This window comes from Streptomyces sp. NPDC046215 (assembly GCF_040646215.1).
Classification (GTDB): domain Bacteria; phylum Actinomycetota; class Actinomycetes; order Streptomycetales; family Streptomycetaceae; genus Streptomyces; species Streptomyces stramineus.
In genome coordinates this window covers 56,749-80,455 of record NZ_JBEYZW010000024.1, presented here as the reverse complement: position 1 = coordinate 80,455, position 23,707 = coordinate 56,749, and the positions used below count along the sequence as shown (strand labels likewise).

The following is a 23,707-nucleotide window of genomic DNA, read 5'->3' as shown; positions in this document are numbered from 1 at the left end:
TAGCCTTACCTGTTATGACACTGTCGCACGTGGGCCCCCCGGAGGTGCAGCCCCTCGGCCGGCCGACCCCGAAGGGCCGCCCGCCCGGCGGCCGGCCGCTCCTCGTGGCCTCGGCCGCCCTGGTCCTGGCCGTCGCGCTCCTCGCCGCGCTCTCCCTGTCCATAGGCGCGGGAGAGGTCGGGCCGGGCGACGTCCTGGACTACCTCCTGGGGCGTGACGGCGCACGCGACAACTCCCGGCTCTCCCTCGTCGTCGGGGACCTGCGGATCCCCCGGACCCTCACCGCGCTGCTCGTCGGCGCGGCGCTCGGCACCGCCGGCTGCCTGCTGCAGGCCGTCACCCGCAACCCCCTCGCCGAGACGGGGCTGCTGGGCGTCAACGCGGGCGCCTCCCTCGGTGTCGTCGTCGGCATCACCTTCGTCGGGGTCCAGAGCGGTTACGGCTATCTGCTGTGGGCCTTCGGCGGCGCCGTGCTGGCCAGTTCGCTCGTCCTGCTCATCGCGGGCCGCCGCGGCGGCGGCTCACCGATGCGCCTGGTCCTCGCCGGCTCCGCGCTCGGCGCGACCTTCGGCGGCGTCACCAGCGTGCTGATCGTGAACTCCGCCGAAACTTACGACCGGTTCCGGTTCTGGGTCCTCGGCTCGCTCGCCGGCGTCGAGGGCTTCGGGAAGCTCGAAGGACTCGCCCCCGTCCTCGCCGTCGGCTTCGTCGTGGCGCTGCTCATCGCCCGGCCCCTGTCGGCCCTCGCGCTCGGCGACGACCTCGCCCGCGGCCTGGGCCACCGGCCGGGCACCATCCGCGTGGTGGTGGCGCTGGCGGTGACGCTGCTGACCGCGGCGTCCGTGGCGCTGGTGGGCCCGATCTCCTTCCTGGGCCTGCTCGCCGGCTTCCTCGCCCGGGCCGTCACCGGGCCCCGGCTCCTGGCCCAGATCCTGCTCGCCGGGCTGATCGGCGCGGGCGTCCTGACGGGCTCCGACATCCTGGCCCGGGTGGTCTCCCGGCCGTTCGAGGCGCCCGTCTCCGTCATCATCGCCCTCTTCGGGGCGCCGGTCCTCATCGCCCTCGTCCGCTCCAAGCGGCTCGGGGCCATGGGCATGACGGACCCGGCCACCGACGAGAGCCCCTCGCGCGGCGACCGCGCCCCCGCCCTCGGCCGGCTCGCCGCGCGGCTGCGGACGCGGACGAAGCGGCGGGCCGAGAGCCTGGTCGTGCGGCGCGGCGCCCTGTCGGTGCTGGTGCCCCGGCGGGCCGCGCTCGCCGCCCTGTTCCTGGCCGCCCTGCTCCTGTGCGCGGTGGTGCTCTCCGCCTACGCCGGCCAGAGCGACATGGGCATCAGCCGTACCTTCAACGCGGTGTTCGGGTCGGGCGACCGCTTCGACGTGCTGCTGGTGCAGAAGTTCCGGCTCGGCCGGATCGTCGCCGGGCTCGCCGCCGGCGCGGCACTGGGCCTGGCGGGCTGCCTGACCCAGACCCTCGCGAGGAACCGGCTCGCCACCCCCGAGCTGCTCGGCGTCAACGACGGCGCCACCGCCGCCGTCCTGCTCTCGGCGACCCTCAGCGGCACCTTCGGCGCCTGGTGGGCGGGCCCGGTCGGCGCGCTCGCCGCCGTACTCGTCGTCACCACCGTCTCCGGCGGCCTCGGGCAGCGCGGCTACCGCGTCCTCGTCGTGGGCCTGGCCATGTCGGCGCTCGCCTCCGCGGTCACCCAGGTCGTGCTCTCCCGCCGCTCCCTGAACTCCGCGAGCTCCCTGTACGTCTGGACGTCGGGCAGCCTCAACGGCCGCAGCTACTCCGTCGCCGTCCCGGTCCTCATCGGCCTGGCCGTGCTGGTGCCGCTCGCCCTCGTCGTCGCCCGCCACCTCAACGTGCTGCGCTTCGACGACTCCACGGCCGCCTCGCTCGGTGTCGCGCCGAACCGGGTGCGGCTGCTCTGCATGCTGCTCGCGGTGGGCCTCGCCGGGCTGGCCGTCGGGATCTGCGGCCCGGTCGGCTTCGTCGCCCTCGCCTCGCCGGTCATCGCCGGCCGGCTCGCGGGGCCGCTGCGCGTACCGGTGCTCGGCTCGATGCTCGTCGGTGCCGTGCTGATCGTCCTCGCAGACACGGTCGGGCGGGTGGCACTGAGCGGGGTGGAGATCCCCGTCGGCATCGTCACCACGGTCCTGGGCGGACCGTTCCTGCTCTGGGTCCTCCTGGGGCGCTCGGCCGCGACGCGCGTGTAGCGGGCGACCGGCCGCCCTCCCCCGGCCGCACCGGGGAGGGCGGCCGGGGGCTCCTCTTCCTCCACCTGCCACTGAAAGGAAGCCCATGGACGTTCAGAGCCCGATACTGCGCCGCCTCGCCGAGGCCGTCGCGGCCGGTGACCGCGAGGCCGGCGAGAACTTCTGGCGGCACGCCAAAGCCACCGGCACCCCGCTGGTCGAGCCCGACGGCACCGACCCGGCGTACCGGCTCGTCACGTTCGTGCTGCGGGACGACCCTGCGGCCCCCGCCGCCGACGTCCTCGCGCTGCTCCACACCGTCACCGACAAGGACCGGCACGCGGGTGACCTCGCACCGCACCTGATGGCGAAGGTCCCCGGCACGGACGTCTGGGCGATCAGCCACCGGCTGCGCGCCGACCACCGCGCGTCGTACCAGTTCCACATCGCCCGCGGGTCGCGGGAGGAGAACCTCCGCGCCGACCGCGCGTCCTGGCTGCGGATCCTGGACACGGCCGTGCCGGACCCGCTCAACACCGCGCCGGTCCTGCCGTCCCGCGACGGCCGCAACCCCTCGTCCGTGATGGAGCTCCCCGACGCCCCCGCCCAGCCCTGGGCCCTTCCCCGCCCTGAGGTGGCGCGCGGCGAGAGCCTCGCCACCGAGGTCGACGGGCGCCGGGTGACCGTGCACCTGCCCGCCGGACACCGGGCCGGCGGCGGCCCGTACGCGGTGGCGGTGCTGCTCGACGGGGAGATGTGGGGACCGGTGCTCGGCATCGGTGACACCCTCGACAACCTCCTCGCGGAGGGCCGGATCCCGCCGACGGTCACCCTGCTGGTGGAGACCATGGGCCGGGACCGGCGGATGGCCGACCTCAGTTGCAGCGGGCCGTTCGTGGACTGGCTGGCCGATGTGCTGCTGCCCTGGGCCGCCGAGCGCCACGGGGCGACCGCGGACCCGGCGCGCACCGTGGTGGCGGGGCAGAGCGCGGGCGGCCTGACGGCGGCGTTCGCGGCGTTCCGCAGGCCGGAGCGGTTCGGGAACGCGCTGTCCCAGTCGGGCTCGTTCTGGTGGCCGGACGGCACGGAGTTCGACAGCGGCAGCGAGTGGCTCACCCGGCAGTTCGCCCAGCGCGCGAAGCTGCCGGTCCGCTTCCATCTGGAGGTGGGCCTGCAGGAGTGGATGCTGCTCCCCCAGAACCGCCACCTGCGGGACGTCCTGCAGGCTCGCGGCTACGACGTGACGTACGGGGAGTTCAACGGGGGCCACGACTACGCCTGCTGGCGCGGCGGCCTCGCCGACGGGCTCACCGGCCTGCTGGCCGACCGGGCCTGACCGCTCCCGGCCACATGCGTCCGCCCCCGCCGGCTGAGGCCGTCGGGGGCGGACGCATGTCGAGGACCGGGGAGGTCAGGCCGTCACCGGTGTCTCCTCATCCTGCGGTTCGTCGTCGAACGGCGGCGGCGCGGGGGCGTCCTTGGGCAGCCGCAGAGCGAAGAGCGTCCCGAGGGCCACCAGGGCGGCGGTGGTGAGGATCGCCGCCCGGTAGGGGCCGGGCGCCGCGTCTCCGCCGTGGCCGTCCGTGCCGCCCGCCGCGGCGATGACCGCGGCGGTGACGGCGATGCCCAGCGCGCCGCCCAGGGTGCGCACGATGGTGAACAGACCCATCGCCTGGCCCATGGCCGGGGGCGGGACGTCCGCGAACCCGGCGATCTGGACGGTGAGCACGGCCGTTCCCAGCACCAGGCCCACACAGAACATCAGCGCCCGTACCGCCCAGGCGTTCTCGGCGACCCCCGGCACGGCCAGCGCGGCGAAGACCGCCGTCGCCAGGACCAGGGCGGGCGCGGCGAGCAGCCGGGGCCCGAGCCGGGGCAGCAGCCGGTCGACCGCCTGCGAGGCCAGCATCAGTCCCAGTGCCTCCGGGAAGACGCTCAGGCCCGCGTCCAGGGCCGAGGCCCCCAGCGACGCCTGGTAGAGCAGCGGGAACGCGAAGAGGACGCCCATCAGCCCGGCCGAGGTGACCAGGGCGAGGACCGTGGCCGACGCGAAGACCTTGTCGGTCAGCAGCTTCAGCTCCAGCAGCGGTGCCTTCGCCTTGAGCAGGTGGAAGCAGGCCGCGACGAGCAGGGCCAGGCCGAGCACCGCGCTCACCGCGACGGCCGGTGAGGTCCACCCGTGGGCCGGGCCGAAGCCGAGCGCGTAGGTGAGCAGGCCGAGCGCGGGGGTGGCGAGCAGGAAGCCCTTCCGGTCGAAGCCGCCCTCGGCGTCCTCCACCTGCTCGCGCAGCGCGAGCACGCCGAGCAGGACGGCGGCCGTGCCGATCGGCACGTTGACGAAGAACAGCCAGTGCCAGGAGAGGTGCTCGGTGAGGAAGCCGCCGAGCGGCGGGCCGAGCGCGGGCATCGCCGCCGTCGGCACGATGAGGACCTTCGACAGCTTCATCCGCTCGTGCGGCGGGAAGGCGCGGAAGAGCAGCGTCATGCCGACGGGCGTGAGGAGCCCGCCCGCGATGCCCTGGACGACCCGGGCGAGGACGAGGGTCTCCAGGTTCTGGGCGAGCCCGCAGGCCGCGGAGGCCGCTGTGAAGACGGCGAGCGCGCCGAGGAAGACCCGCTTGGTGCCGAAGCGGTCGCCGAGCCAGCCCGCGACGGGCAGGGCCACGGCGAGCGCCACCAGGAAGGCGACCTCCACGGTGTTGGCGGCCGAGACGGGCTGGCCGAAGTCCCGGGCGATGGTGAGCAGCGCCGGGTTGACGATGGTGGAGTCGAGGCCGTTCATGCACATCGCCGCCGTGTAGACGATCACGACGGCGACGCGCGGGGGTATGCCTCTCACCGGGCGGCCGGGGTCAGGTCGGTCCAGTGCTCGGTGATCCAGTCGAGGGCGGTCTGCCGCTCGCACGGGCCGTGGACGCGGGTCCAGCCGTCGGGTACGGCGGCGAACTCCGGCCACAGGCTGTGCCGGCCCTCGTCGTTGACAAGGACGAGAAAGGGTCCGTCGCCGTCGAAGGGGTTGGCGGGTGCGTCGCTCATGGCGTCAGTTCTCCAGGTTTCGCAGGCGGTCGCCGATGACGCGGGCGATGTGCGCGATCGGTTCGGGCAGGGTCATGTCCTTGTGCGAGCAGGCGACGTCGGTGTTGTCGATCCGCCCGGTGACATAGGGGGTCCAGGTCTCGGGGGTGAGTTCGTCGTCGATGGTGTCGACGGTGGCCCGGAAGAACAGCACGTCGCCGTGGAAGACGCGGTGGTCGAAGGCGCGCACCAGGTGGTTGGTGTTGAGGTAGGTGCGGTTGAGGGCCTCGATGGTGGCGTCGTCCAGGCTGGCCAGCGGGGAGCCTTCGCGGCGCAGGACCTCGGTGACGTGGGCGAGTTCGAAGGGCTTGCCCTCCAGGCTGTCGGGCCCGTAGCCGCCCATGGCGAGCAGCGCTTCGAGGGCTTCGGCCTGGTCGGGCACGGGCAGCTCGCGGAAGCCCTCGGCGGGGTAGGCGTCGAGGATCGCGAGCAGCTCGACCTCGTGGCCCAGGTCCTGGAGGCGGGTGGCCATGGCCTGGGCGATGATGCCGCCGGTGGACCAGCCCAGCAGGCGATACGGGCCGTCCTGCTGGACCTCGCGGAGCCGGTCGACGTAGTGGGCGGCGAGCTCCTCCAGGGTCGCGGGCAGGGGGTCGGCGGCGGTGGCCGGGCCGACGCCCTGGGCCTGCATGCCGTAGATCGGCACGTCGGCGGGGAGGTGGCGGATGAGGCCGGCGTAGCACCAGCTGAGGCCGCCGGCCGGGTGCACGCAGTACAGCGGGGCCTGGGAGGAGGAGCCGTCCTCGGCGGCCGGGCGCAGCGGGAGGAGGACATCGAGCTCGTCAGTCCGGTCGGAGGCGTCGAGGGCGGCGTCGAGGGCGGCCGGGGTGGGGGCCTGGAAGACGGTGCCGATGCCGACCTCGGCGCCCAGGGCCGTCTTGAGGCGGCCGGCGAGGCGCACGGCGAGGAGGGAGTGGCCTCCCAGGTCGAAGAAGTTGTCGTCCACGCCGACCCGGGGCAGCCCGAGGACCTCGGCGAAGATCTCGCACAGCTGCTCCTCGCGGGGGCCGCGGGGGGCCCGGCCGTCGGTGACGGCGGCGGCGAGGTCGGGGGCCGGGAGGGCCTTGCGGTCGAGTTTGCCGTTGGCGGTCAGCGGCAGCCGGTCGAGGAGGACGACGGCCGAGGGCACCATGTGGACGGGCAGTTCGCCGGCGGTGTGCTCGCGCAGGGCGGCCGGGGTGGTGTCGCGGGCGGGGACGGCGTAGGCGACGAGCCGCTTGTCGCCGGGGGTGTCCTCGCGGACGACGACGGCGGCGTCGGCCACGTCGGGGTGGTCGGCGAGGACGCCTTCGATCTCGCCGAGTTCGATGCGGAAGCCGCGGATCTTGACCTGGTGGTCGGCGCGCCCGAAGTAGTCGAGGTTGCCGTCGGCGCGGCGGCGGGCGAGGTCGCCGGAGCGGTACATGCGGCTGCCGCGCTCGCCGAAGAGGTGGGCGAAGGGGTCGGCGACGAACCGTTCGGCGGTCAGGGCGTGGCGGCCGAGGTAGCCGTGGGCCAGGCCCTCGCCGGCGACGTACATCTCGCCGGTGACGCCGGGGGGCAGCGGCTGGAGGTGCTCGTCGAGGACGTAGACGCGCAGGTCGGGGATGTTGACGCCGATGGTGCTGGCGGCACCGGCGGCGGCCTTGGCCCGGTCGAGGGCGATGTAGGAGACGTGGACGGTCGTCTCGGTGATGCCGTACATGTTGACGAGCGTGGGCGCGTCGTCGGCGTGGCGCTCGTACCAGTCGGCGAGGCGCGCCGGCTCCAGGGCCTCGCCGCCGAACACGACGTAGCGCAGTGCCAGTTCGGTGCCCGGATTCTCCTTGTCGGCCGCCATGAGCTGGTAGAAGGCGGAGGGCGTCTGGTTCAGGACGGTGACGCGCTCGCCGGCGAGGAGCCGCAGGAACGCGCCGGGGTCGCGGCTGACCAGGTGGGGGACGACGACGAGGCGGCCGCCGTGCAGCAGGGCGCCCCACATTTCCCAGACCGAGAAGTCGAAGGCGTAGGAGTGGAAGAGGGTCCACACGTCGCTGTCGTCGAAGCCGAACCAGTGGTCGGTGGCGGAGAAGAGGCGGGCGACGTTGTGGTGGGTGACGGGCACGCCCTTGGGGCGGCCGGTGGAGCCCGAGGTGTAGATGACGTACGCGACGTCGCCGGGCTGCTGGGCCCGGGTGCGGTCGTCGTCGGTGAGGTCGGCGGTGCCGTGCGTCGTGGCGTCGGGGCCGTCGACGAGGACGGTGGGCAGGTCGTGCGCGGGGATCCGGCCGGCGGTCGCGGTGTCGGTGACGACGGCGGCCGGGGCGGCGTCCTGGAGCATGTACGCCAGGCGGTCGGCCGGGTAGTCCGGGTCCATCGGCAGGTACGCCGCGCCCGACTTGGCGACGGCCAGCAGGCCCACGACCAGGTCCAGGGAGCGCGGCAGGGCCAGCGCCACGATCTCACCGGGGCCGATACCGCGCGCGGCCAGCGACCGCGCGAGACGGTTCGCGCGCGCCGACAGCTCGGCGTAGCTGAGGGACGTCCCGTCACAGGTGACGGCGGTGCGGCCGGGGTGGCGGCGGGCGGCGTCCTCGTACAGCTCCACGAGGGTCTGCTTGGAGGGGGCGGGGCCCGCGGTGCCGGCGTTCCACTCGACCAGGGAGCGGTGCGTCTCCTGCTCGTCGAGGAGCGGGATCCGGCCGATCGGGGTGTCGGGCCGGGCGGCCGCCTCGGTGAGCAGGCGCGCCAGGTGGCGGGAGAGACGTTCCGCCGTGCCGGCGTCGAAGAGGTCCGTGCGGAACTCCAGGAACCCGGCGATGCCGCCGCCGGGCTGCTCGCCGGCGTTGAGGGTGAGGTCGAACTTCGCGGTGCCGGAGGGGACGGCGCCCGTGCGGGCGGTGAGCCCCTCGCCCAGGGCGAACTCGGCGTCGGGCACCGACTGCCAGGCGAGCATCACCTGGAAGAGGGGGTGCCGGGCCAGCGAGCGGGGCGGGTTGAGCTCCTCGACGAGCCGGTCGAAGGGCACGTCGGCGTGCTCGTAGGCGGCGAGCGTGGCGGTGCGGACGCGGTCGAGGAGAGCCCGGAAGGTCGGGGCGCCGGAGGTGTCGGTGCGCAGGACGAGGGTGTTGACGAAGAAGCCGACGAGGTCGGCGGTGGTGTCGTCGTCCCGGCCCGCGACGGGCGTGCCCAGGGGGATGTCCGTGCCGCAGCCGTAGCGGGTCAGGAGGGTCGCGAGGGCGGCCTGGACGACCATGAAGACACTGGTGCCGGTGGTGCGGGCCAGTGCTTCGACGTGTGCGTGGGCGGCCGCGTCGAGGTGGAAGGGGACGGTGTCGCCGGCGTAGGAGGCGACCGCGGGGCGGGGGCGGTCGGTGGGGAGTTCGAGCTGGTCGGGCAGGCCCGCGAGGGCTTCCTTCCAGTGGCGCAGTTGCCGCGCGGCGAGCTCGGTGGGGGCGTCGGCGGTGCCGAGGAGCCGCTCCCGCCAGGCGGTGTGGTCGGTGTACTGGACGGGCAGAGGCCGCAGTTCGGGGGCGGCGCCGGCCGCCCGGGCGGCGTAGGCGATGGCGAGGTCGCGGGCCAGGGGGGTGGTGGAGGCGCCGTCGCCCGCGATGTGGTGGAGCAGGAGGAGCAGGGTGTGCCGCTCGGCGCCGTCGGTGAACAGCGTGGCGCGCAGCGGGGGTTCGGTGGCGAGGTCGAAGCAGTGCCGCACCGCCTCGGTGCGATCGCCGTCCAGGGGGGCGGTGTGCAGCTCGGGGCGGGCCCCCTCCGGCGTCAGGATCCGCTGGTAGGGCTCGTTGTCAGTGGCGGGGTATACCGTCCGGAGTGTTTCGTGACGCTCGGTGAGGTCGGCGAGGGCGAGGCGCAGGGCGCCTTCGTCGACGGGGCCGTTGAGGGTGAGGAGGAGCGGGATGTTGTACGTGGGGCTGGGGCCTTCGAGGCGGTACATGAACCACAGCCGCTTCTGGGCCGGGGAGAGCGGCATCCGGTCCGTGCGGGGTACGGGCACGAGCTCGGGCCGGTCCGCGGGCGCCGCGGGGCTCGCGGGGGCGTCGCCCACGAGGGCGGCGAGGGCGGCGGGGGTGGGGTTGCGGAAGACGTCGGCGAGGCTGACGCCCTCGTCGACGGCCTCGCGGATGCGGGCGGCGATGCGGCCGGCGAGAAGGGAGTGCCCGCCCAGTTCGAAGAAGTCGGCGTCGGCCGAGGGCTGCGTCTCCAGGCCCAGGACGTCCTGGAACAGCGCGCACAGGACCGCTTCGCGCGCGGTGGCGGGGGTGCGGTGCGCGGTGCCGGCGGTGGGCTCCGGGTCGGGCAGGGCCCGGTGGTCGAGCTTGTCGTTGGCAGTGCGCGGCAGGGCGTCGAGGGTGAGGATCGCGCTGGGCACCATATGGGCGGGCAGCCGCTCCGCGAGGTGGGCGCGCAGGGCCTCGGGGTCGGCGGCGGCCCCCCCGGCTGGCCCGGCGGGACCGGCGGGCACCACATAGCCGAGCAGGCGCTTGCCGTGGGCGGTGTCGCGGGCGATGACGGCGGCCTGGGCGACGGCGGGGTGCGCGGCCAGGGCGGTCTGGATCTCGCCGAGTTCGATGCGGAAGCCGCGGATCTTCACCTGGTCGTCGGCGCGGCCGAGGAACTCCAGGGTGTGGTCGGCGCGGCGGCGGACGAGGTCGCCGGTGCGGTACATGGCGGCGCCGGGTTCGCCGTGCAGGGCGCCGAAGGGGTCGGCGGTGAAGCGCTCGGCGGTGAGGTCGGGGCGGCCGAGGTAGCCGCGGGCCAGGCAGGCGCCGGCGATGTAGAGCTCTCCGGTGACGCCGGGCGGGGTGGGGCGCAGCGAGTTGTCCAGGACGTAGGCGCGGGAGCCGCGCACGGGTCTGCCGACGGCCGGGGCGTCGCCGCCCGTGGCCTCGGGGGTGCCCGGCACCCAGTAGTAGGCGTCCACGGTGGTCTCGGTCGGCCCGTAGAGGTTGAGGGGGGTCAGGCCCTCGGTGGCGGCCAGGCGGCGCCACAGCGGCTCGGGCACGGTCTCGCCGCCGACGACGACCATGGCCGGGTGGTGGCGGCCCGCGTCGAGGAGGCCCTCGGCGAGGAGCGCCTCGACGTAGGAGGGGGTGGCGTCCACGTAGTCGACGCGCTCGGCGGCCACGTAGGCGGCGAAGGCGGCGGGGTCGCGGTAGCCGGCGTCGTCCAGGAGGTGGAGCTCGTGGCCGTGGACCATCCACAGCAGCGGGTCCCAGGAGGCGTCGAAGGCGAAGGAGGCGCTGTGGGCGACGCGCAGCCGGTCGCGGCCGGTGCGCCGGAGGGCGGGGGCGATGTGGTCGGTGGCGTGTCCGGCCAGGAGGTTGGCGAGGGAGGCGTGGGTGACGACGACGCCCTTGGGACGGCCGGTGGAGCCGGAGGTGTGGATGATGTACGCGGCCTGCCCGGGGGTGGGGGCGGAGGGTGCCGTGGCGGGCCGGGCGTCGATGCGCGCGCGGGTCGCGGGGTCGTCCAGGAGGATCGCGGGTATGGAGTGCGGGGGCAGGCCGCGCACGGCGGCGGCGGTGCCGATGAGGCAGGCGGGGCGGGTGTCGTCCAGGACGTCGGTCAGGCGCTGTTCGGGGTGGCCGAGGTCCAGGGGCTGGCAGACGCCGCCCGCCTTGAGGACGGCGAGCAGGGCGACGACGGTGTCGGCGCCGCGGGGCAGGGCCAGGGCGACGGGCGTCTCGGCCCGCACGCCGGAGGCGAGGAGCTCGTGGGCGAGGCGGTTGGCCGCGCCGTCCAGTTCGGCGAAGGTGAGGGTGGTGCCACCGCTGCGGACGGCGACCGCGTCGGGGGTGCGGGCGGCCTGGGCGGCGAACACCTCGGGCAGGGTCCGGTCGGCGGGCGGTTCGGTGCGCCCGGCGGTGGCCTGGTGGATCTCGTCGGCGTCGAGGAGGTCGAGGGTGCCGACGGGGCGGGCGGGGTCGTCCAGGAGCAGGTCGGTGAGGCCGTCGAGGTAGCGCAGCAGGGCGCGTTCGTGGTGGGCGAGGCCGGCGGCGTCGTAGCGGCCGGGGTTGGCGTCGAGGCCCAGGCGCAGGGAGCCGCCGGGGCCGGGGGTGATGGCGACGGCGAGGTCGTCGACGGGCCCGGCCGCCAGGTTGCGGAGGGTGCCGGGCAGCCCGCCGAAGTCGAGGTCCTCGCCCTCGAACGCCTTGGGGTTGACCATCGGGCCGAACAGGGGCCGCGCGGTGCCGGTGAGCCCGAGGTCGTGGCGCAGGTCCTCCAGCCGGTAGCGCTGGTGGCGGTTCACGGCGCGCACCGCGAGGACGACGCGGCGCAGGAGTTCGGCGCCGGTGTCCCGGGGCCGCACGGTGATGCGCAGGGGCATGACGTTGACGGTCATGGCGGGGGTGCGCAGGGCCGCGGGGGTGCGGCGGCTCGTCACGGGCAGGCCGAGGACGACGTCGGAGGCGCCGGTGACGCGGTGGAGGTAGCCCGCGGTGGCGGCGATGAACAGCTCGACCCAGGTGGCCTTGCCGGCGGCGGCAGCGAGGCGCTCCCGGGCCCCGGCGGGCAGCGTGCGGGTGCGGCGCAGCACCGTGCCGGCGCCCGCGTACGGCCGGGTGGAGAGGGAGACGGGCTCGGGCCGGTCGGCGAGGTGGGCGCGCCAGAAGTCGCGGTCGGCGGTGTGCTGGGGGCTCGCGCGGTAGGCGGCTTCCTCCCCCACCAGTTCGCGCAGGGTGCCGAAGGGGTTGTCCGTGGGCTCCGCGCCGGCGGCGAGGGCGGTGTAGACCTCGGCGACGCGGCGGCCGATGAGGGTCAGGGCGTAGGCGTCCACGGCGAAGTGGTGGACGCGCTGGTACCACCAGTAGCGGTCGTCGGCGAGGCGCAGGAGGGCCTGGGTGTGCAGGGGGCCGCGGGTGAGGTCGACGGGGCGGTCGAGGTCGGCGCGCATCCACGCCTCCGCCTCGGCGGCCGGGTCGGCGGCGGTGCGCAGGTCGAGCCGGTGGAGCGTCAGTTCCGCGGCGGGGACGACGTGCTGGGCGGGGGGCGCGTCGGTGTCCCCGGGGAGGACGAGGAGGGCCAGGGTCTCGGCCTCGCCGGCGGTGCGGCGCAGGGCGCGCTCGAAGAGGTCCGCGTCGAGCCGGCCGTCGATCTCCACACAGTCCCCGGTGTTGTAGACCGGGTTGTCGGGGGCCAGTTCCTGTGCGTACAGGATTCCGGCCTGGGCGGCGAGCAGGGGCAGCCCGGCGGGTGCGGGTGCCTCCCAGCGGTTGCTGGGGGAGGGCTCGGCCTGGTGGTGACGCATGACGTACGGACTCCCCTTGTATGACTGCTGTAGGACAGCGATCCGGCCATACCGGACCCCCCGGTATGTCAGCTTAGGTAAGCCTAAGCTATTTTTTTACCCGCCCGTGAGAGTGTCCCTCCCCCGGCTGCCGCCGGGAACCCTCAGGCCGGGCGAGACGAACAGGAGCCGGACCATGACCGCGGCCGATGGCCTCAAATCTGCCCTGCGCGAGCGCGTGCTCGCCCATCGCGACGACCTGCTGTCGCTGAGCCGCCGCATCCACGCGCACCCGGAGACCGCGTTCGGCGAACACCGCGCCGCCGCCTGGTGCGCGGACTTCCTGCGCGGGCACGGCTTCGACGTCACCGCCCCGGCGTACGGCCTGGACACGGCGTTCGAAGCGACGGCCGGTTCCGGCCCGGTGACGGTGGCCATCGCGTGCGAGTACGACGCGCTGCCCGGCCTCGGCCACGCCTGCGGGCACAACCTCATCGCCGCGGCCGGCCTCGGCGCGGCCCTGGCTCTCGCGCCGCACGCCGACGAACTCGGCCTGACGGTCCGGGTCCTGGGCACCCCGGCCGAGGAGCGCGGCGCCGGCAAGGCGCTGCTGCTGGAGGCCGGCGCCTTCGAGGGGGTGGACGCCGCGATGATGGTGCACCCGTGCCCGTTCGAGGTGGCGGAGTTCCGTTCGTTCGCGCTCGGCACCCTGTCCGTCGCGTACACCGGCCGGCACGCCCACCCCAGCCTCAACGCGCACGAGGGCCGCAACGCCGCCGACGCCCTGACGGTCGCCCAGGTCGCCCTGGGGCTGCTGCGCCAGCACCTGCCCGCGCAGTGGAAGGTGCACGGCGTGACCACGGGCGCGGGCACCAGCCCCAACGCGATCCCCGACCGGGCGACGGCGGAGTACGAGATCCGCGCGGCGGCCGCCGAGGACCTGAAGGAGCTGCGCGAGCGCGTCGAGGCGTGCTTCCGCGCCGGGGCGCTCGCCACCGGCTGCGAGGTGGAGCTGACCCGCCCCGAGCCGGACTACCTCGACTTCCGCACCGACGCGCACCTGATCTCCCTGTGGAAGGACAACGCACGGGCCCTGGGCCGCCCGGAGCCGCAGCAGCGGGAGGCGTTCGCCTGTACGGACATGGGCAATGTCTCGCACGCCGTCCCCTCGATCCACCCCGTCCTCGACATCACCGGCGGTGCCTGCGGCCCGCACGAGGCGGCGTTCGCGGAGGCGGCGATATCCCCCATGGGGGAGCGCGCCCTGCTGGACGGCGCGGTCGGCATGGCCTGGACGGCGGCGGACTTCGCGGCGGCCGGGCGCGGGTAGCGTTTGCGCCTTGTCCTCAAGCGCCGGACGGGCTTTCAGCCCGTCCGGCGCTTGAGGACGTGCCCGCAGGGCGCTCGCCGCCGCAGGCGGCAAGGACGGCCCGCAGGCGGCACCGCGGCAACGACAGGCCCCCAGCCGGAGGCACCCGCGTCAGGACTTCGACAGCGCCTTCGTGATGTCGTCGATGACGGTCAGGCTCGCGAGCGGGCCGCCGCGGGTGGACCAGACGGAACCGTTCACGGTCACCGCGTGGTTCTTCTTCACCGCGTTGAGGTCCTTGTAGGCGGGCTTCTCCTGGACGTCCTTCAGCGCCTTCTCACCGTCGGAGGTGAGGGTGGAGAGGAAGAGCCAGTCGCCGTCGATCTCGTTGATCTTCTCCAGGCTGAGCGCCGGGGTGTGGGCGTTGCCGTCCTTGTCCTGGGCCTTGGGCCGCTTCAGGCCCATGTCCAGGGCGACGCCGCTGGCGAACTGCTTCTTCTCCATCCAGCTGGGGCCGGTCTCGTTCCAGCGGACGATGCTGACCTCGGCGCCCTTGTTGTCACCCAGGCCCTCGCCGGCCTTCTTGGCCTTGGCCTCGTAGTCGGCGATGACCTTGTTGGTCTTGTCCATCGCGTTGACGGCGTTGCCGATGCCCCGGAAGGAGAGCTTCCAGTCGTCGGTCGGGGCCATGGTGACCAGGGTGGCCGGGGTGATCTCGCGCAGTTGCTTGAGCATCTGCTCGTCCTGCATGTCACCGGCGAGGATGAGGTCCGGCTTGGCCGCGATGACCTTGTCCATCACCGGCTGCAGCAGGTTGCCGACGACGTTGATGCCCTTGACCTGGTCGGCGAGGTAGGCCGGCGGCTTGCTGAGGCCCTGGCCGTTGGTGATGCCCACCGGCTTGATGCCGAGCGCGAGCACCGCGTCCAGGTCCTCCTGGGTGAGCGTCACGATCCGCTTGGGGTTCGCCGGGACCTCGACGGCCTTGCCGGTGGCGTCCTTGACGGTCCGCTTGCCGCCCGCGGCGTCGGACTTCGCCTCGGTCTTGCTGTCGGAACCCTTGTCCGAACCGGAGTCGGAACCACAGCCGGTCACCAGCACGGCTGCCGCCCCCACGGCGGCGAGTACCTGCACCCCGCGGCGCGGGGCGGACAGGAGGAGGCGGTTGAGTGAGGTCATCGAATGCTCCGGGCGTAAAAAGACGTGAGGACGGAAACAGCGCAAATACCATCGGACGACCGTGCGAGGATCACCTCGAACGGACCTGCGATGGACATTAGGTTAGCCTTACCTTAAAGCTCTCTTGTCACGAGGGTCCATAACAATTCGGCGATCTTTAGGGAAAGGCCCCTGCCCGTGGAGCTCCGCGTCGAACAGCTCATCGCCGGTTACCCCGGCCACCGCGCCGTGGCAGGCGTCGACCTCAGCATCCCCTCCGGGCAGGTCGTCGCGATCGTCGGCCCCAACGGCTGCGGCAAGTCCACGCTGCTGCGCACCGTCGCCCGGCTCCACCAGCCCGAATCCGGGCAGGTGTTCGCGGGCGACGCCGACATCTGGCAGCTCAAGCAGCGCCAGGCCGCCCACCGCATCGCCCTGCTCCCCCAGTCGCCGCTGGCCCCCGAGGCCGTCACCGTGGCCGGCCTCGTCCGCTACGGGCGCCACCCCCACCAGGGCCTGTTCCGCCAGTGGTCGCGCGACGACGAGCGGGCCGTCGAGGAGGCCCTGCGCGCCACCGGCGTCGCCGCCCTCGCCGACCGCCGCCTGGACCGGCTCTCCGGCGGCCAGCGGCAGCGCTGCTGGCTGGCCATGGTCCTGGCCCAGGAGACGCCGATCGTCCTCCTCGACGAGCCGACCAGCGCCCTCGACATCGGCCACGCCGTCGAAGTCCTCGACCTGGTGCGGGAGGTGGCCACCGCCGGCCGCACCGTCGTCATGGTGCTCCACGACCTGGCCAGCGCGGCCCGCTACGCCGACTCCGTCGTCGCCATGAAGGACGGCCGGATCGTCGCCCACGGGGCACCGCGCGACGTCGTCGACACCGCGCTGGTCCGCGAGCTGTACGGCATCGAGGCCGACATCCTGCACGCCCCCGCCGACGGCTCCCCGGTCGTGGTGCCCGCGGCGCGCGTCCCGGCGGCCGCCGCCCGGTAGCCCCCGGGCTTCAGCGCCCGTCGCGGGAGAGCCGTTCGACGAGGCCCGGCGCGGGCTGCGGGATCTCCCCGAAGTCCGCGTCGTCGCTGTCGACGGTCAGGCGGTTGATCACGCTTTCGAGGGCCGCCGGCAGATGCGGCGTCAGGCCCCGGTGCCATTGCAGCAGGAGCTCGTGCCGGGCCGTCTCAGACAGGAGCCGGCGGCGGCTGTCGACCCGGGAGGCCGGCGGCGGCTCCTCGGGCGCGTGGGCGGCCTGGGCCCGCCAGAACGCGGCGTCGTGGAACCGGCCCTTGCGGCGGTGCGAGAGGCACAGGCAGTAGGCCGCGGTGCGACTGCCGCCACCGGCGGCGAACTGCCACCAGAAGTCGGCCGCGCCGGTGTGCCCGGTGACGTGCAGGAGGCACGCGAAGACCAGCGCACCCTCCGGCTCGATCCCGGGGTCGTCCACGAACCGGTCGAGACTGGCGGCGGCCTCGGCGGCGCTGATGACGAGCACGCCCGCGAGGTCGAGCTCGTGCGTAGCCTCGTCACGGGCGCCGGCGGGGGCCTCCCGCGCCGTCCGCCCGCGGCGCCCGGCGGGCCGGCGGCGGCTCTCGAACGCCCCCGCCAGGGTGCGGGCGTCGGTGGCCAGCACGGCTTCGATGACGTCGGCGTGGCTGTCGTGGCTGAACGGGTGCGGCATTACTTCCCCCTGACGGAACGCTGGTCCTCCGACGCCGAGGCGAGCCGGCGCCGGGCGAGGCCGATGCGGGCACGGACGGTCTGCTCGTCGACCCCGAGGAGCTCCGCCACCTGACCCGGGCTGTAACCGATCACGCAGTGGAGCACGAGGACGTCGGACTGCCGCTCGGGAAGCCGGGCGACCGCCGCGTAGAACCCGATGCGGCTCCCGAGCGCGGCGAGCTCCTCGCGGAACCCCCGCGACGCCGGGCGGGGCACACAGGAGAACGGCGCCGGGGCCGGACCGGCGGCCCGGCGGTCGGCCGCCCAGCCGTGGAGCTGCTCCTTGAGCAGCGACCAGGCGTAGGAGCCGGCGGAGGGCCGGCGCAGCGCGTGCGGCCACTGCCGGCACAGCCGTGCGAAGACCGCCTCGATGATCTCTTCGGCGGCCCCCCTGCTCCCCGTGTGCACATAGGCGTACGTCCGCCACTTGGCGGCGTGCATCTCGCGGAAGGCCGCGAAGGTGATCGCCATCCGGCGGTTGTGCGCGCGGGACGGCAGCAGTCGCTCAGGGTTGCCGGTCAAAGATCCCTCGATCCGTCCTGCCGTCGCGCGGCGCGGGCGTGTGTGCCGGTTTGCGCTAGGCATCCAATGAACCGGAAAACAGCACCGGTTGTGGGGCAAGACTTCAAAAATTTTAACTCTCCGCATCGAAGTGATTACTCGTGCCCGCTCGTGGAAGGGGGTACGTGCAAGGCGATGATCGTGCGGGACGGCCGGGCGGGCGGCCGGCGGCACTGCTCCGGGGAGGCGGACCGATGGACGACACCGGCCGGACACCTGTGGTCGACCTGCGGCTCGACCGGGCCCACTCGGCCCGCATCTACGACTACCTCCTCGGCGGCAGGACCCACTTCGCGGCGGACCGGGAGGCGGCCGGCCGGATCCTCGCCGCGTTCCCCGCGGCGGGGGCCGCCGCGCGCATCAACCGGGACTTCATGGCGCGGGCGACCCGCCGTCTCGCCCATGACGGCATGGTCCAGTTCCTCGACATCGGCACCGGCATCCCCACCTCGCCCAACCTCCACGAGGTCGCCCAGCGGATCAGGCCCGGCGCGCGCGTGGTCTACACCGACAACGACCCGATCGTCCTCACCCACGCGGCGGCCCTGCTGCGCGGCCGGCCCGAGGGGCGCACGGCGTACGTCGAGGCCGACGTCACCCGGCCCGAGTCCGTCCTCGGCGCCCCGCGGCTGCTGGCGACGCTCGACCTCACCCGGCCCGTGGCCCTGAGCCTCAACGCCCTGCTGCACTTCATCGGCGACGACGGCGCGGACCGCGGCCACGCGGTCGTCGAGCACCTCAAGGGCGCGCTCGCCCCCGGCAGCACGCTCACGATCACGCACGCCACCGCGGACTTCACGCCCGCGGCGATGGCCGAGGTCGGCGCCGTCTACGCCCGCGCCGGCACCCCGTTCCGGCTCCGCACCGAGGCGGAGTTCCGCCGTCTCTTCGACGGGTGGGAGTTCATCGGCCCGGGCGTCACCCTCTCGCACCGCTGGTGCCCCGACCGGCCCGGCGACGCGCTCCGCGCCACGTCGGCGGAGGCCGCCTGCTACGCGGCCGTCGCCCGCAAGCCGTGACCGGGCGCCCGGCGCGGCCGGGCCCGGTCAGATCGCGTAGCGCCAGACGGTGAGCATGTGCGCGCCGTACCAGCAGCCGAAGAGCGTCGCCGCGGCCAGAGTGATCACGGCCGTCCGGGTCCGGGCCCCGGCCAGGGCGCGGGCGGCGGGGACGAGGAAGACTACGGCGGGGATCAGCAGCCTCAGCTTGGAGTGGGAGTAGTTGCTCTGCGCCAAGGTGAGGACCACGATGCCGGTGCCGTAGACGAGCAGCGGCGGCCAGGCGTCCCGGCGCCAGGCGATCACGGTGGCGCAGATCAGCGCGAGGAGCAGGACGGCGGTGCTGACGGGCACCCAGCCCGCATCGTGCCCCAGCGCGTCACCGAGGAAGGTGAGGAAGGCGCCGCCGTTGTCCCAGCGGGTCCCCCAGCCCGCCCGCTGGAGGGTGAACCAGGCGTCGGGCTCCCCCAGCCGGTGCCCGACCCACCACAGGTACAGCGGTGTTCCGGCACAGGCCAGGGCGAGGGCCGCCACGGGGCGCGCGGCGACGCGCCGCTCCCGCAGGAGGTGCAGGCCGACGGCGACGGCGAGGGCGAGCGCGACGGCCGCGGCGGCGGGCCGGGTCAGCCCGGCCAGGAAGGCCAGGGCGCCCGCGGTGAGCCAGGCCCCGCGGTGGGCCGCCAGGAGCGTTCCGGCGGCCAGGGCCAGGAACAGCGACTCGCTGTAGGACATGAAGAAGGAGAGCGCCATCGGCTGCGCGCCGGCGAGCAGGACCAGCGCGACGGTGGCCGTGCGGCGCCCGTGGAGCCGGCCGATGAGCTCGTGCACGACGACGAGCGCGGCGATCAGCGCGAGGTGGGCGGCAACGATGCCGGCCGTCTTGTGGCTGAGGCCGGTGAGCAGGTGGACCGCGCGGATCAGCATCGGGAACAGCGGGAAGAACGCCAGGTTGTTGCCGGTGAGCCGGCCGTCCTCGGTGTACGAGAAGCTGTCCGGGTAGCCGTCCCGGGCGATGTCGACGTACAGGATGCCGTCCCAGGACAGCAGCCGGTCGCGCAGACCGGGGCCGTCGCCGGCACCGGCCATGGCCGACAGCACCGCGAGGTGCAGTGCGGCGGTGACGGCGTAGACCGCGAGGGCCGGCCGCACCCGGGTGAAGATACGTTTCAGCAGAGGCCGGGAAGCGGGTCCGGGCCGGTTCGGGGCCCCTCCGGAGCCGGAGCCGGGGCCCGGCGCGGAGGGGCGGGGTATCTGGGCCGGTTGCGTTGTCGTCGTCATGCGCTCTCGTCGGGGTCGGGGTGGGCCGCGCGGGCGGGCACGGCGGGGACGGCGTCACGGGAGGCGCCCGTCAGGCCGGGGGGTAGTGCTCCGCGCGCGCCGCCGTGACGAGCGCGGAGACGTCCCCCCAGTCGAGGCCCGCCGCGCGCGCCCGGCGCATCCAGTCCGCCAGCTCGCCGCGGAGGGGCGAATCGGCGAGGGAGCGTGTCTGCGCCGGGGAGGCGCTCACGAAGGTTCCCACGCCGGGGCGTGGCTCCACGAGCCCCAGGTGTTCGAGCTCGCGGTACGCCTTGAGCGTGGTGTTCGGGTTGAGCTTGGTGTCCCGGGCGACCCGGGCGGCGGTGGGGAGCTGGTCGCCCCGGGTGAGGATGCCGAGCCTCAGCGCTTCCTGGACCTGCTGGACGATCTGGAGATAGGCGGCCATACCGCTGTGCCGGTCGATCCTGAACTCCACCATGCGCGAGGCCCCCTATCCCGTCCGCGGCCGCGACCACCGGATGCCCGCGCGGCTCACAGGGCGCGCCGACCGGCCCACCACAGGGTGAGTGCGAGGATCGCGACGGTCAGGAGCAGGAAGATCGCGGCGGACGTCCACTGCATGGCGGGCAGCTGGTCGTAGCCGAAATAGTCTAGGCGGTCGGCGACGATGCCCTTGTTCGTCCGGCAGCCCTCGGCCGTGCGCTCGTTGAAGCAGGTGCCGAAGCCGTGGAGCCCGCCCTTCGCGTCGACGGTCCAGCTGTCGTACCGCACGGCGCCCCTGGGCAGTACGGGCCCCGGCTCGCCGAGGTCCCTGACCGGGACGGTCAGCGTACGGAAGTCGTGGAACCGCAGCCGCAGGCTGTCCCAGACGAGGTCGAGCGCGAAGCAGGAGCCGAACGTCAGCACCATGGCGGTCACCGTGCGGCGCACCAGCACGCCGAAGGCGATGCCGACCGACAGGAAGAGCAGCGACTTCGCCACCAGCATGGGGCCGGTGGTGTCGAAGATGGGCGACTCCGACCAATGGCCGCTGTCGGCCAGCTCGTGCACGGGCTCCCACCACCAGGTGAACACCGCCCCGAGCAGGGCCGTGCACACCACGGTGATCAGCACCGTGATGCCGATCTTGGCGGCGAGCCAGCGGCGGCGCGTCACCGACTGCGTCGTCACGAGCTTGACGGTGCCGCGTTCGCGGTCGCCGGCTATCAGGGGGGCGCCCAGGAAGACGCCCACGATCAGGGGCACCATCTCCAGGTTCTCGGCCGCGCCCTGGAGGGCCTGGCTCAGCGATCCCTGGAAGGCGTTGATGAGGGTGGTGAACTCCTCGCCGCCCCGGTGGTCGTGGAGGAATGCGGCCGTCTCCCGGCGCTGCCAGACCATGGAGAGGACCCCGGCCGCGGTCAGGGCCAGCGCGGCGACGAAGGCGACCCGGTGCTGCCGCCACACCAGCCAGGGCAGGCCCCGCAGTATCCGTGGCGGGTGGCGCCGCGTGTCGCCCGCGGGCTCGGTGCGTGCGGTCGCGCTCATATCGCGCTCTCCTCTTCGGCGTTCTCTGTGTTCTCTGTGTTCTCCGGGTGCGCGGCGTCGGCCTTCTCCGTGGGCGCGGCGTCGACCCGGGCGCCGACGGTGAGCAGTGGGGGTGTGCCGGGCGAGCGCAGGTGCGCCAGCAGCACCTCCTCCAGGGTGGGCTCGGCGACCTTCCATTCCCCCTCCACCGGGCCGTGGGGCCGGATCAGGGCGGTGAACTGGCGTCCCACGGTGCGCGACTCGACGACCGTGTGGCGGGCGATGCCGGGCGGCACGCCCTCCACCAGGTGCGCGCCGGTCACCAGGCGGTGCGAGGCGAGCAGCGCGTCGATCTCGCCCGCCAGGCGGACCCGCCCCTCACCGAGGACGACCAGTTGGTCGCACATGGTCGCCACGTCGGACAGCTGGTGGGAGGACATGAGGACGGTCGTTCCCTGCTCGGCCGCCTCCGCCATCAGCAGCCCCGCGAGTTCGTGCGCGGCGAGCGGGTCGAGGTCGGCCATGGGCTCGTCGAGCAACAGCAGACCGGGGCGCTTGCCGAAGGCGAGCGCGAGCGCCACGCGGGAGCGCTGACCACCGGAGAGCGCCCCGACGCGGGCGTGGAGGGGGATCGCACCGGAGCGCACGATGCGCTCCGCCACCGCCTGGTCCCAGCGGGGGTTGAGCTCCTCCCCCAGACGCAGGGTCTCCTCGACCGTGAACCGGGGGAAGAGCGGTTTGTCCTGCGCCAGGAACGCGCTGTCGACCGGCGCTCCCGCGGGGGCGCCGCGCAGCCGCACGCTCCCCGTCGTCGGGGGCACGAGCCCGGCGATCATGCTCAGCAGCGTGCTCTTGCCGGATCCGTTGGGCCCCACGAGCCCGCAGACCGTCCCGGCCGGCAGCCGGAACGCACACTCCCGCACGGCCCACCGCCGCCGGTAGCGCTTGCCCAGCCCCCGCACCTCGACCGCCCAGCGGCTCCCGCCGGCGGATGTCATCCCACCCATTCCCCACCTTGCTATTCCACTAGTCAGCTAGTGGAATGAGCATTATGGATCACCGGCGACGATGTCAACATGAGGTGGCGAGGGCGACTGGTAATACTGGGGTGAGCCGTCGAGTCGCTGGGCCCGTTGCTTACTGAGGGGCACGATGCGGTGTGTGTCCCGGCATTCCTCGCAGGCGTAGTAGTGGCGAGCGGCGCAGTCGCCGTCGACCGTTCCGACCGCGACGGTTCCCTCCTGGTTCTTCTTGCACCACGAGCACCACCTCACCTCTGCTCGTCCTCTCTTGTGGTCAGTTTCCACAGGGCGTACGGGTCGCACAGCATCCGCTCGTGGTCCGGGGCGGGCAGCAGCCAGTAAGGGCCCGGTGGTGTTGAGCAGGGGGGCGGTGGCACGGTGATGCTGTGTGCCGGGCCGAAGCAGGGGGCGTCGCCGTCCCATCCTTCGGCGGTGCGCGGTGGTACGAGGGCGTAGTACCAGCCGAGCGGGTCCGCGATCACCGCCGCGTGGATGCCGCGGTCGCGGAAGGTGCTCCGCGCCTGTTCCTGTTGCGCGGGGCGGGCGAGCAGTCCGACCGTGCCGGTGGGGATCTGGACGGCGTCGAAGAGGTGCCCGGTCAGCATCTGTACGGGCTCGCCCCTGCCCCAGGCTTCCCGGGCGGCGGGGAGCAGCAGTCCCCGCTCCAGCCAGGCCGGCTGTCCTCTCACGGGTCCCTGCGCTGCCGCAGCAGGCCGTGCACCAGGTCCGGATCGCAGAGGTTCTCGCCCCGGGCCGGGGGCGGCAGGATCCAGTAGGCGCCGGGCGGCTCACGGCGGGTGGGCGGGGGTGCGGTGACGTAGTGGCTCGGGTAGCCGCGGCCGCGGCATTCCGTCCGGGGCTCGGCCCAGGCCCTGCTCGTGCCGGGCGGTACGAGCAGGACGTAGTCGAGCCGGCTGCGGGGGACGATGACGCCGTGGGTGAGCCCGGCCTCGCGCAGGTGCGCCTCGACGGCGTCACGGTCGCGGATGACCAGCACCCTCTCCACCATGGGAGCGGGCAGGTACAAGACGTCGAAGTGCTCACCGACGCGAATACCGGCGCCGGCCCCCCGGGCCCAGCTGTCACGGGCACGGTAGGGCAGGTCTGTCCGGCACAAGAGCCAGCGGGCGGCGTCCCAGGTCGTGTCGGGGGAAGTTGGGTGGGTCATCCTGTGGCCTCGGTCGCGAGTCGGTGGCAGGTACACCTGCAAGGAAGCGGCTCGGTCTGAGCCGAGCGGTTCGGCGAACCGATCCGGCGGAGCTGGGTCGCCCCAGGGCAACTCCGATGCTGTCCGGTCCGGCAGCTCTCCGTGGTGTGCGGGCGGGCAGGGCGCGTTACGGGCACGACGCCGCCCCTCTCAACCACGCCGCTAAGACCTCGCCTGGCCATGCCTCCAGCGCTGAGCTCGAGAGCCGCACTGATGCGTACCGACTGGGAGAACGGCTCACGCGAGCCGCCCGGCAGCACTGAATCCGGACCCGTTCAGCGCGCGTGCGAGAAGGATGTACAGCTCCGCGGCCTCCAGCCGGGTGAACACCAAGTCAATCGTGCCTTGGAGACTGTCGAACTGGAACAGCGCCACCCGCAGGCGGACTTCGCCGGTAGCGCTGTCGGTGGTCGCGTCGGGTGGCCGGGACGGCGATGCGTGCCACTGGTCGACGGTCATGACGAACCCCCCTGAGCAGACGTCCATTTGTGGAGCCGCC

The 23,707-nt window shown here is 73.9% G+C and carries 18 protein-coding genes; 5 read left to right on the top strand and 13 right to left on the bottom strand.

Annotated features, from left to right (window positions below; all coding sequences use genetic code 11):
• The first annotated feature begins 14 nt into the window (after positions 1 to 14).
• Together fhuB and fes are read left to right on the top strand one after the other, a co-directional pair.
• Positions 15 to 2,219: a Fe(3+)-hydroxamate ABC transporter permease FhuB gene (fhuB, locus tag ABZ951_RS13615; RefSeq protein WP_344097890.1), complete on the top strand. Its 2,205-nt coding sequence runs from the start codon at positions 15 to 17 to the stop codon at positions 2,217 to 2,219.
• 85 nt (positions 2,220 to 2,304) lie between these two features.
• Entirely contained in the window at positions 2,305 to 3,534 is a 1,230-nt protein-coding gene (fes, locus tag ABZ951_RS13610) for an enterochelin esterase (RefSeq protein ID WP_344097891.1), read from the top strand.
• Between the two features lie 75 nt (positions 3,535 to 3,609).
• Here fes and ABZ951_RS13605 read toward each other — a convergent pair whose 3' ends face one another.
• The 3 genes from ABZ951_RS13605 to ABZ951_RS13595 are packed head-to-tail and all read right to left on the bottom strand — an operon-like array spanning position 3,610 to position 12,495.
• Positions 3,610 to 5,037 (bottom strand): DHA2 family efflux MFS transporter permease subunit, encoded by a 1,428-nt coding sequence (locus ABZ951_RS13605; RefSeq protein WP_344097892.1) that lies wholly within the window; start codon positions 5,035 to 5,037, stop codon positions 3,610 to 3,612.
• A complete protein-coding gene (locus tag ABZ951_RS13600) occupies positions 5,034 to 5,234 on the bottom strand; it encodes an MbtH family protein (RefSeq protein ID WP_344097893.1) in 201 nt (66 codons plus the stop codon). Before ABZ951_RS13600 ends, ABZ951_RS13605 begins: the two co-directional genes overlap by 4 nt.
• Positions 5,235 to 5,238: 4 nt before the next feature.
• Positions 5,239 to 12,495: an amino acid adenylation domain-containing protein gene (locus ABZ951_RS13595; protein WP_361279861.1), complete on the bottom strand. Its 7,257-nt coding sequence runs from the start codon at positions 12,493 to 12,495 to the stop codon at positions 5,239 to 5,241.
• Positions 12,496 to 12,670: 175 nt separating this feature from the next.
• On the opposite strand from ABZ951_RS13595, the gene ABZ951_RS13590 reads away from it, so the two are divergent.
• Complete coding sequence (locus ABZ951_RS13590; protein ID WP_344097337.1) at positions 12,671 to 13,804, top strand: M20 family metallopeptidase; 1,134 nt, start codon at positions 12,671 to 12,673, stop codon at positions 13,802 to 13,804.
• Between the two features lie 150 nt (positions 13,805 to 13,954).
• On the opposite strand, the gene ABZ951_RS13585 is transcribed toward ABZ951_RS13590, so the two are convergent.
• Complete coding sequence (locus ABZ951_RS13585) at positions 13,955 to 14,962, bottom strand: ABC transporter substrate-binding protein (RefSeq protein ID WP_344097340.1); 1,008 nt, start codon at positions 14,960 to 14,962, stop codon at positions 13,955 to 13,957.
• Between the two features lie 177 nt (positions 14,963 to 15,139).
• On the opposite strand from ABZ951_RS13585, the gene ABZ951_RS13580 reads away from it, so the two are divergent.
• The gene (locus ABZ951_RS13580; protein WP_344097343.1) at positions 15,140 to 15,934 is read left to right on the top strand and encodes an ABC transporter ATP-binding protein; all 795 of its coding nucleotides are present in this window, start codon (positions 15,140 to 15,142) and stop codon (positions 15,932 to 15,934) included.
• Positions 15,935 to 15,944: 10 nt separating this feature from the next.
• Here ABZ951_RS13580 and ABZ951_RS13575 read toward each other — a convergent pair whose 3' ends face one another.
• Positions 15,945 to 16,616: a hypothetical protein gene (locus tag ABZ951_RS13575; protein WP_344097345.1), complete on the bottom strand. Its 672-nt coding sequence runs from the start codon at positions 16,614 to 16,616 to the stop codon at positions 15,945 to 15,947.
• The gene (locus tag ABZ951_RS13570) at positions 16,616 to 17,179 is read right to left on the bottom strand and encodes a sigma-70 family RNA polymerase sigma factor (protein WP_344097348.1); all 564 of its coding nucleotides are present in this window, start codon (positions 17,177 to 17,179) and stop codon (positions 16,616 to 16,618) included. The genes ABZ951_RS13575 and ABZ951_RS13570 overlap by 1 nt, the downstream gene beginning before the upstream one ends.
• Before the next feature lie 233 nt (positions 17,180 to 17,412).
• On the opposite strand from ABZ951_RS13570, the gene ABZ951_RS13565 reads away from it, so the two are divergent.
• Positions 17,413 to 18,237: an SAM-dependent methyltransferase gene (locus tag ABZ951_RS13565; protein WP_344097351.1), complete on the top strand. Its 825-nt coding sequence runs from the start codon at positions 17,413 to 17,415 to the stop codon at positions 18,235 to 18,237.
• Positions 18,238 to 18,264: 27 nt separating this feature from the next.
• Here the strand turns inward: ABZ951_RS13565 and ABZ951_RS13560 are convergent, their stop codons facing one another.
• The 7 genes from ABZ951_RS13560 to ABZ951_RS13530 all read right to left on the bottom strand — a co-directional run bounded on the left by ABZ951_RS13560 (position 18,265) and on the right by ABZ951_RS13530 (position 23,667).
• Positions 18,265 to 19,365, bottom strand: a complete 1,101-nt coding sequence (locus tag ABZ951_RS13560; RefSeq protein WP_344097353.1) for a hypothetical protein — start codon at positions 19,363 to 19,365, stop codon at positions 18,265 to 18,267.
• 199 nt (positions 19,366 to 19,564) lie between these two features.
• The gene (locus tag ABZ951_RS13555) at positions 19,565 to 19,951 is read right to left on the bottom strand and encodes a GntR family transcriptional regulator (RefSeq protein ID WP_344097356.1); all 387 of its coding nucleotides are present in this window, start codon (positions 19,949 to 19,951) and stop codon (positions 19,565 to 19,567) included.
• Between the two features lie 53 nt (positions 19,952 to 20,004).
• Complete coding sequence (locus tag ABZ951_RS13550; RefSeq protein ID WP_344097359.1) at positions 20,005 to 21,000, bottom strand: ABC transporter permease subunit; 996 nt, start codon at positions 20,998 to 21,000, stop codon at positions 20,005 to 20,007.
• Complete coding sequence (locus ABZ951_RS13545; protein ID WP_344097361.1) at positions 20,997 to 21,977, bottom strand: ABC transporter ATP-binding protein; 981 nt, start codon at positions 21,975 to 21,977, stop codon at positions 20,997 to 20,999. The genes ABZ951_RS13550 and ABZ951_RS13545 overlap by 4 nt, the downstream gene beginning before the upstream one ends.
• A gap of 272 nt (positions 21,978 to 22,249) precedes the next feature.
• On the bottom strand, positions 22,250 to 22,690 hold the full coding sequence (locus ABZ951_RS13540) for a hypothetical protein (RefSeq protein WP_361279857.1): 441 nt from the start codon (positions 22,688 to 22,690) through the stop codon (positions 22,250 to 22,252).
• Positions 22,687 to 23,169 (bottom strand): hypothetical protein, encoded by a 483-nt coding sequence (locus ABZ951_RS13535; protein ID WP_361279855.1) that lies wholly within the window; start codon positions 23,167 to 23,169, stop codon positions 22,687 to 22,689. The genes ABZ951_RS13540 and ABZ951_RS13535 overlap by 4 nt, the downstream gene beginning before the upstream one ends.
• Positions 23,170 to 23,445: 276 nt before the next feature.
• On the bottom strand, positions 23,446 to 23,667 hold the full coding sequence (locus ABZ951_RS13530) for a hypothetical protein (RefSeq protein WP_344089811.1): 222 nt from the start codon (positions 23,665 to 23,667) through the stop codon (positions 23,446 to 23,448).
• Between the last annotated feature and the right edge of the window lie 40 nt (positions 23,668 to 23,707).

What these genes read in the sequence shown, in the direction of transcription:
- ABZ951_RS13595 (WP_361279861.1), bottom strand. Translation starts at nt 12,495, where the DNA reads ATGCGTCACCACCAGGCCGAGCCCTCCCCCAGCAACCGCTGGGAGGCA.
- fhuB (WP_344097890.1), top strand. Translation starts at nt 15, where the DNA reads ATGACACTGTCGCACGTGGGCCCCCCGGAGGTGCAGCCCCTCGGCCGG.
- ABZ951_RS13555 (WP_344097356.1), bottom strand. Translation starts at nt 19,951, where the DNA reads ATGGTGGAGTTCAGGATCGACCGGCACAGCGGTATGGCCGCCTATCTC.
- ABZ951_RS13575 (WP_344097345.1), bottom strand. Translation starts at nt 16,616, where the DNA reads ATGCCGCACCCGTTCAGCCACGACAGCCACGCCGACGTCATCGAAGCC.
- ABZ951_RS13600 (WP_344097893.1), bottom strand. Translation starts at nt 5,234, where the DNA reads ATGAGCGACGCACCCGCCAACCCCTTCGACGGCGACGGACCCTTTCTC.
- fes (WP_344097891.1), top strand. Translation starts at nt 2,305, where the DNA reads ATGGACGTTCAGAGCCCGATACTGCGCCGCCTCGCCGAGGCCGTCGCG.
- ABZ951_RS13535 (WP_361279855.1), bottom strand. Translation starts at nt 23,169, where the DNA reads ATGACCCACCCAACTTCCCCCGACACGACCTGGGACGCCGCCCGCTGG.
- ABZ951_RS13565 (WP_344097351.1), top strand. Translation starts at nt 17,413, where the DNA reads ATGGACGACACCGGCCGGACACCTGTGGTCGACCTGCGGCTCGACCGG.
- ABZ951_RS13590 (WP_344097337.1), top strand. Translation starts at nt 12,671, where the DNA reads ATGACCGCGGCCGATGGCCTCAAATCTGCCCTGCGCGAGCGCGTGCTC.
- ABZ951_RS13530 (WP_344089811.1), bottom strand. Translation starts at nt 23,667, where the DNA reads ATGACCGTCGACCAGTGGCACGCATCGCCGTCCCGGCCACCCGACGCG.
- ABZ951_RS13545 (WP_344097361.1), bottom strand. Translation starts at nt 21,977, where the DNA reads ATGACATCCGCCGGCGGGAGCCGCTGGGCGGTCGAGGTGCGGGGGCTG.
- ABZ951_RS13550 (WP_344097359.1), bottom strand. Translation starts at nt 21,000, where the DNA reads ATGAGCGCGACCGCACGCACCGAGCCCGCGGGCGACACGCGGCGCCAC.
- ABZ951_RS13585 (WP_344097340.1), bottom strand. Translation starts at nt 14,962, where the DNA reads ATGACCTCACTCAACCGCCTCCTCCTGTCCGCCCCGCGCCGCGGGGTG.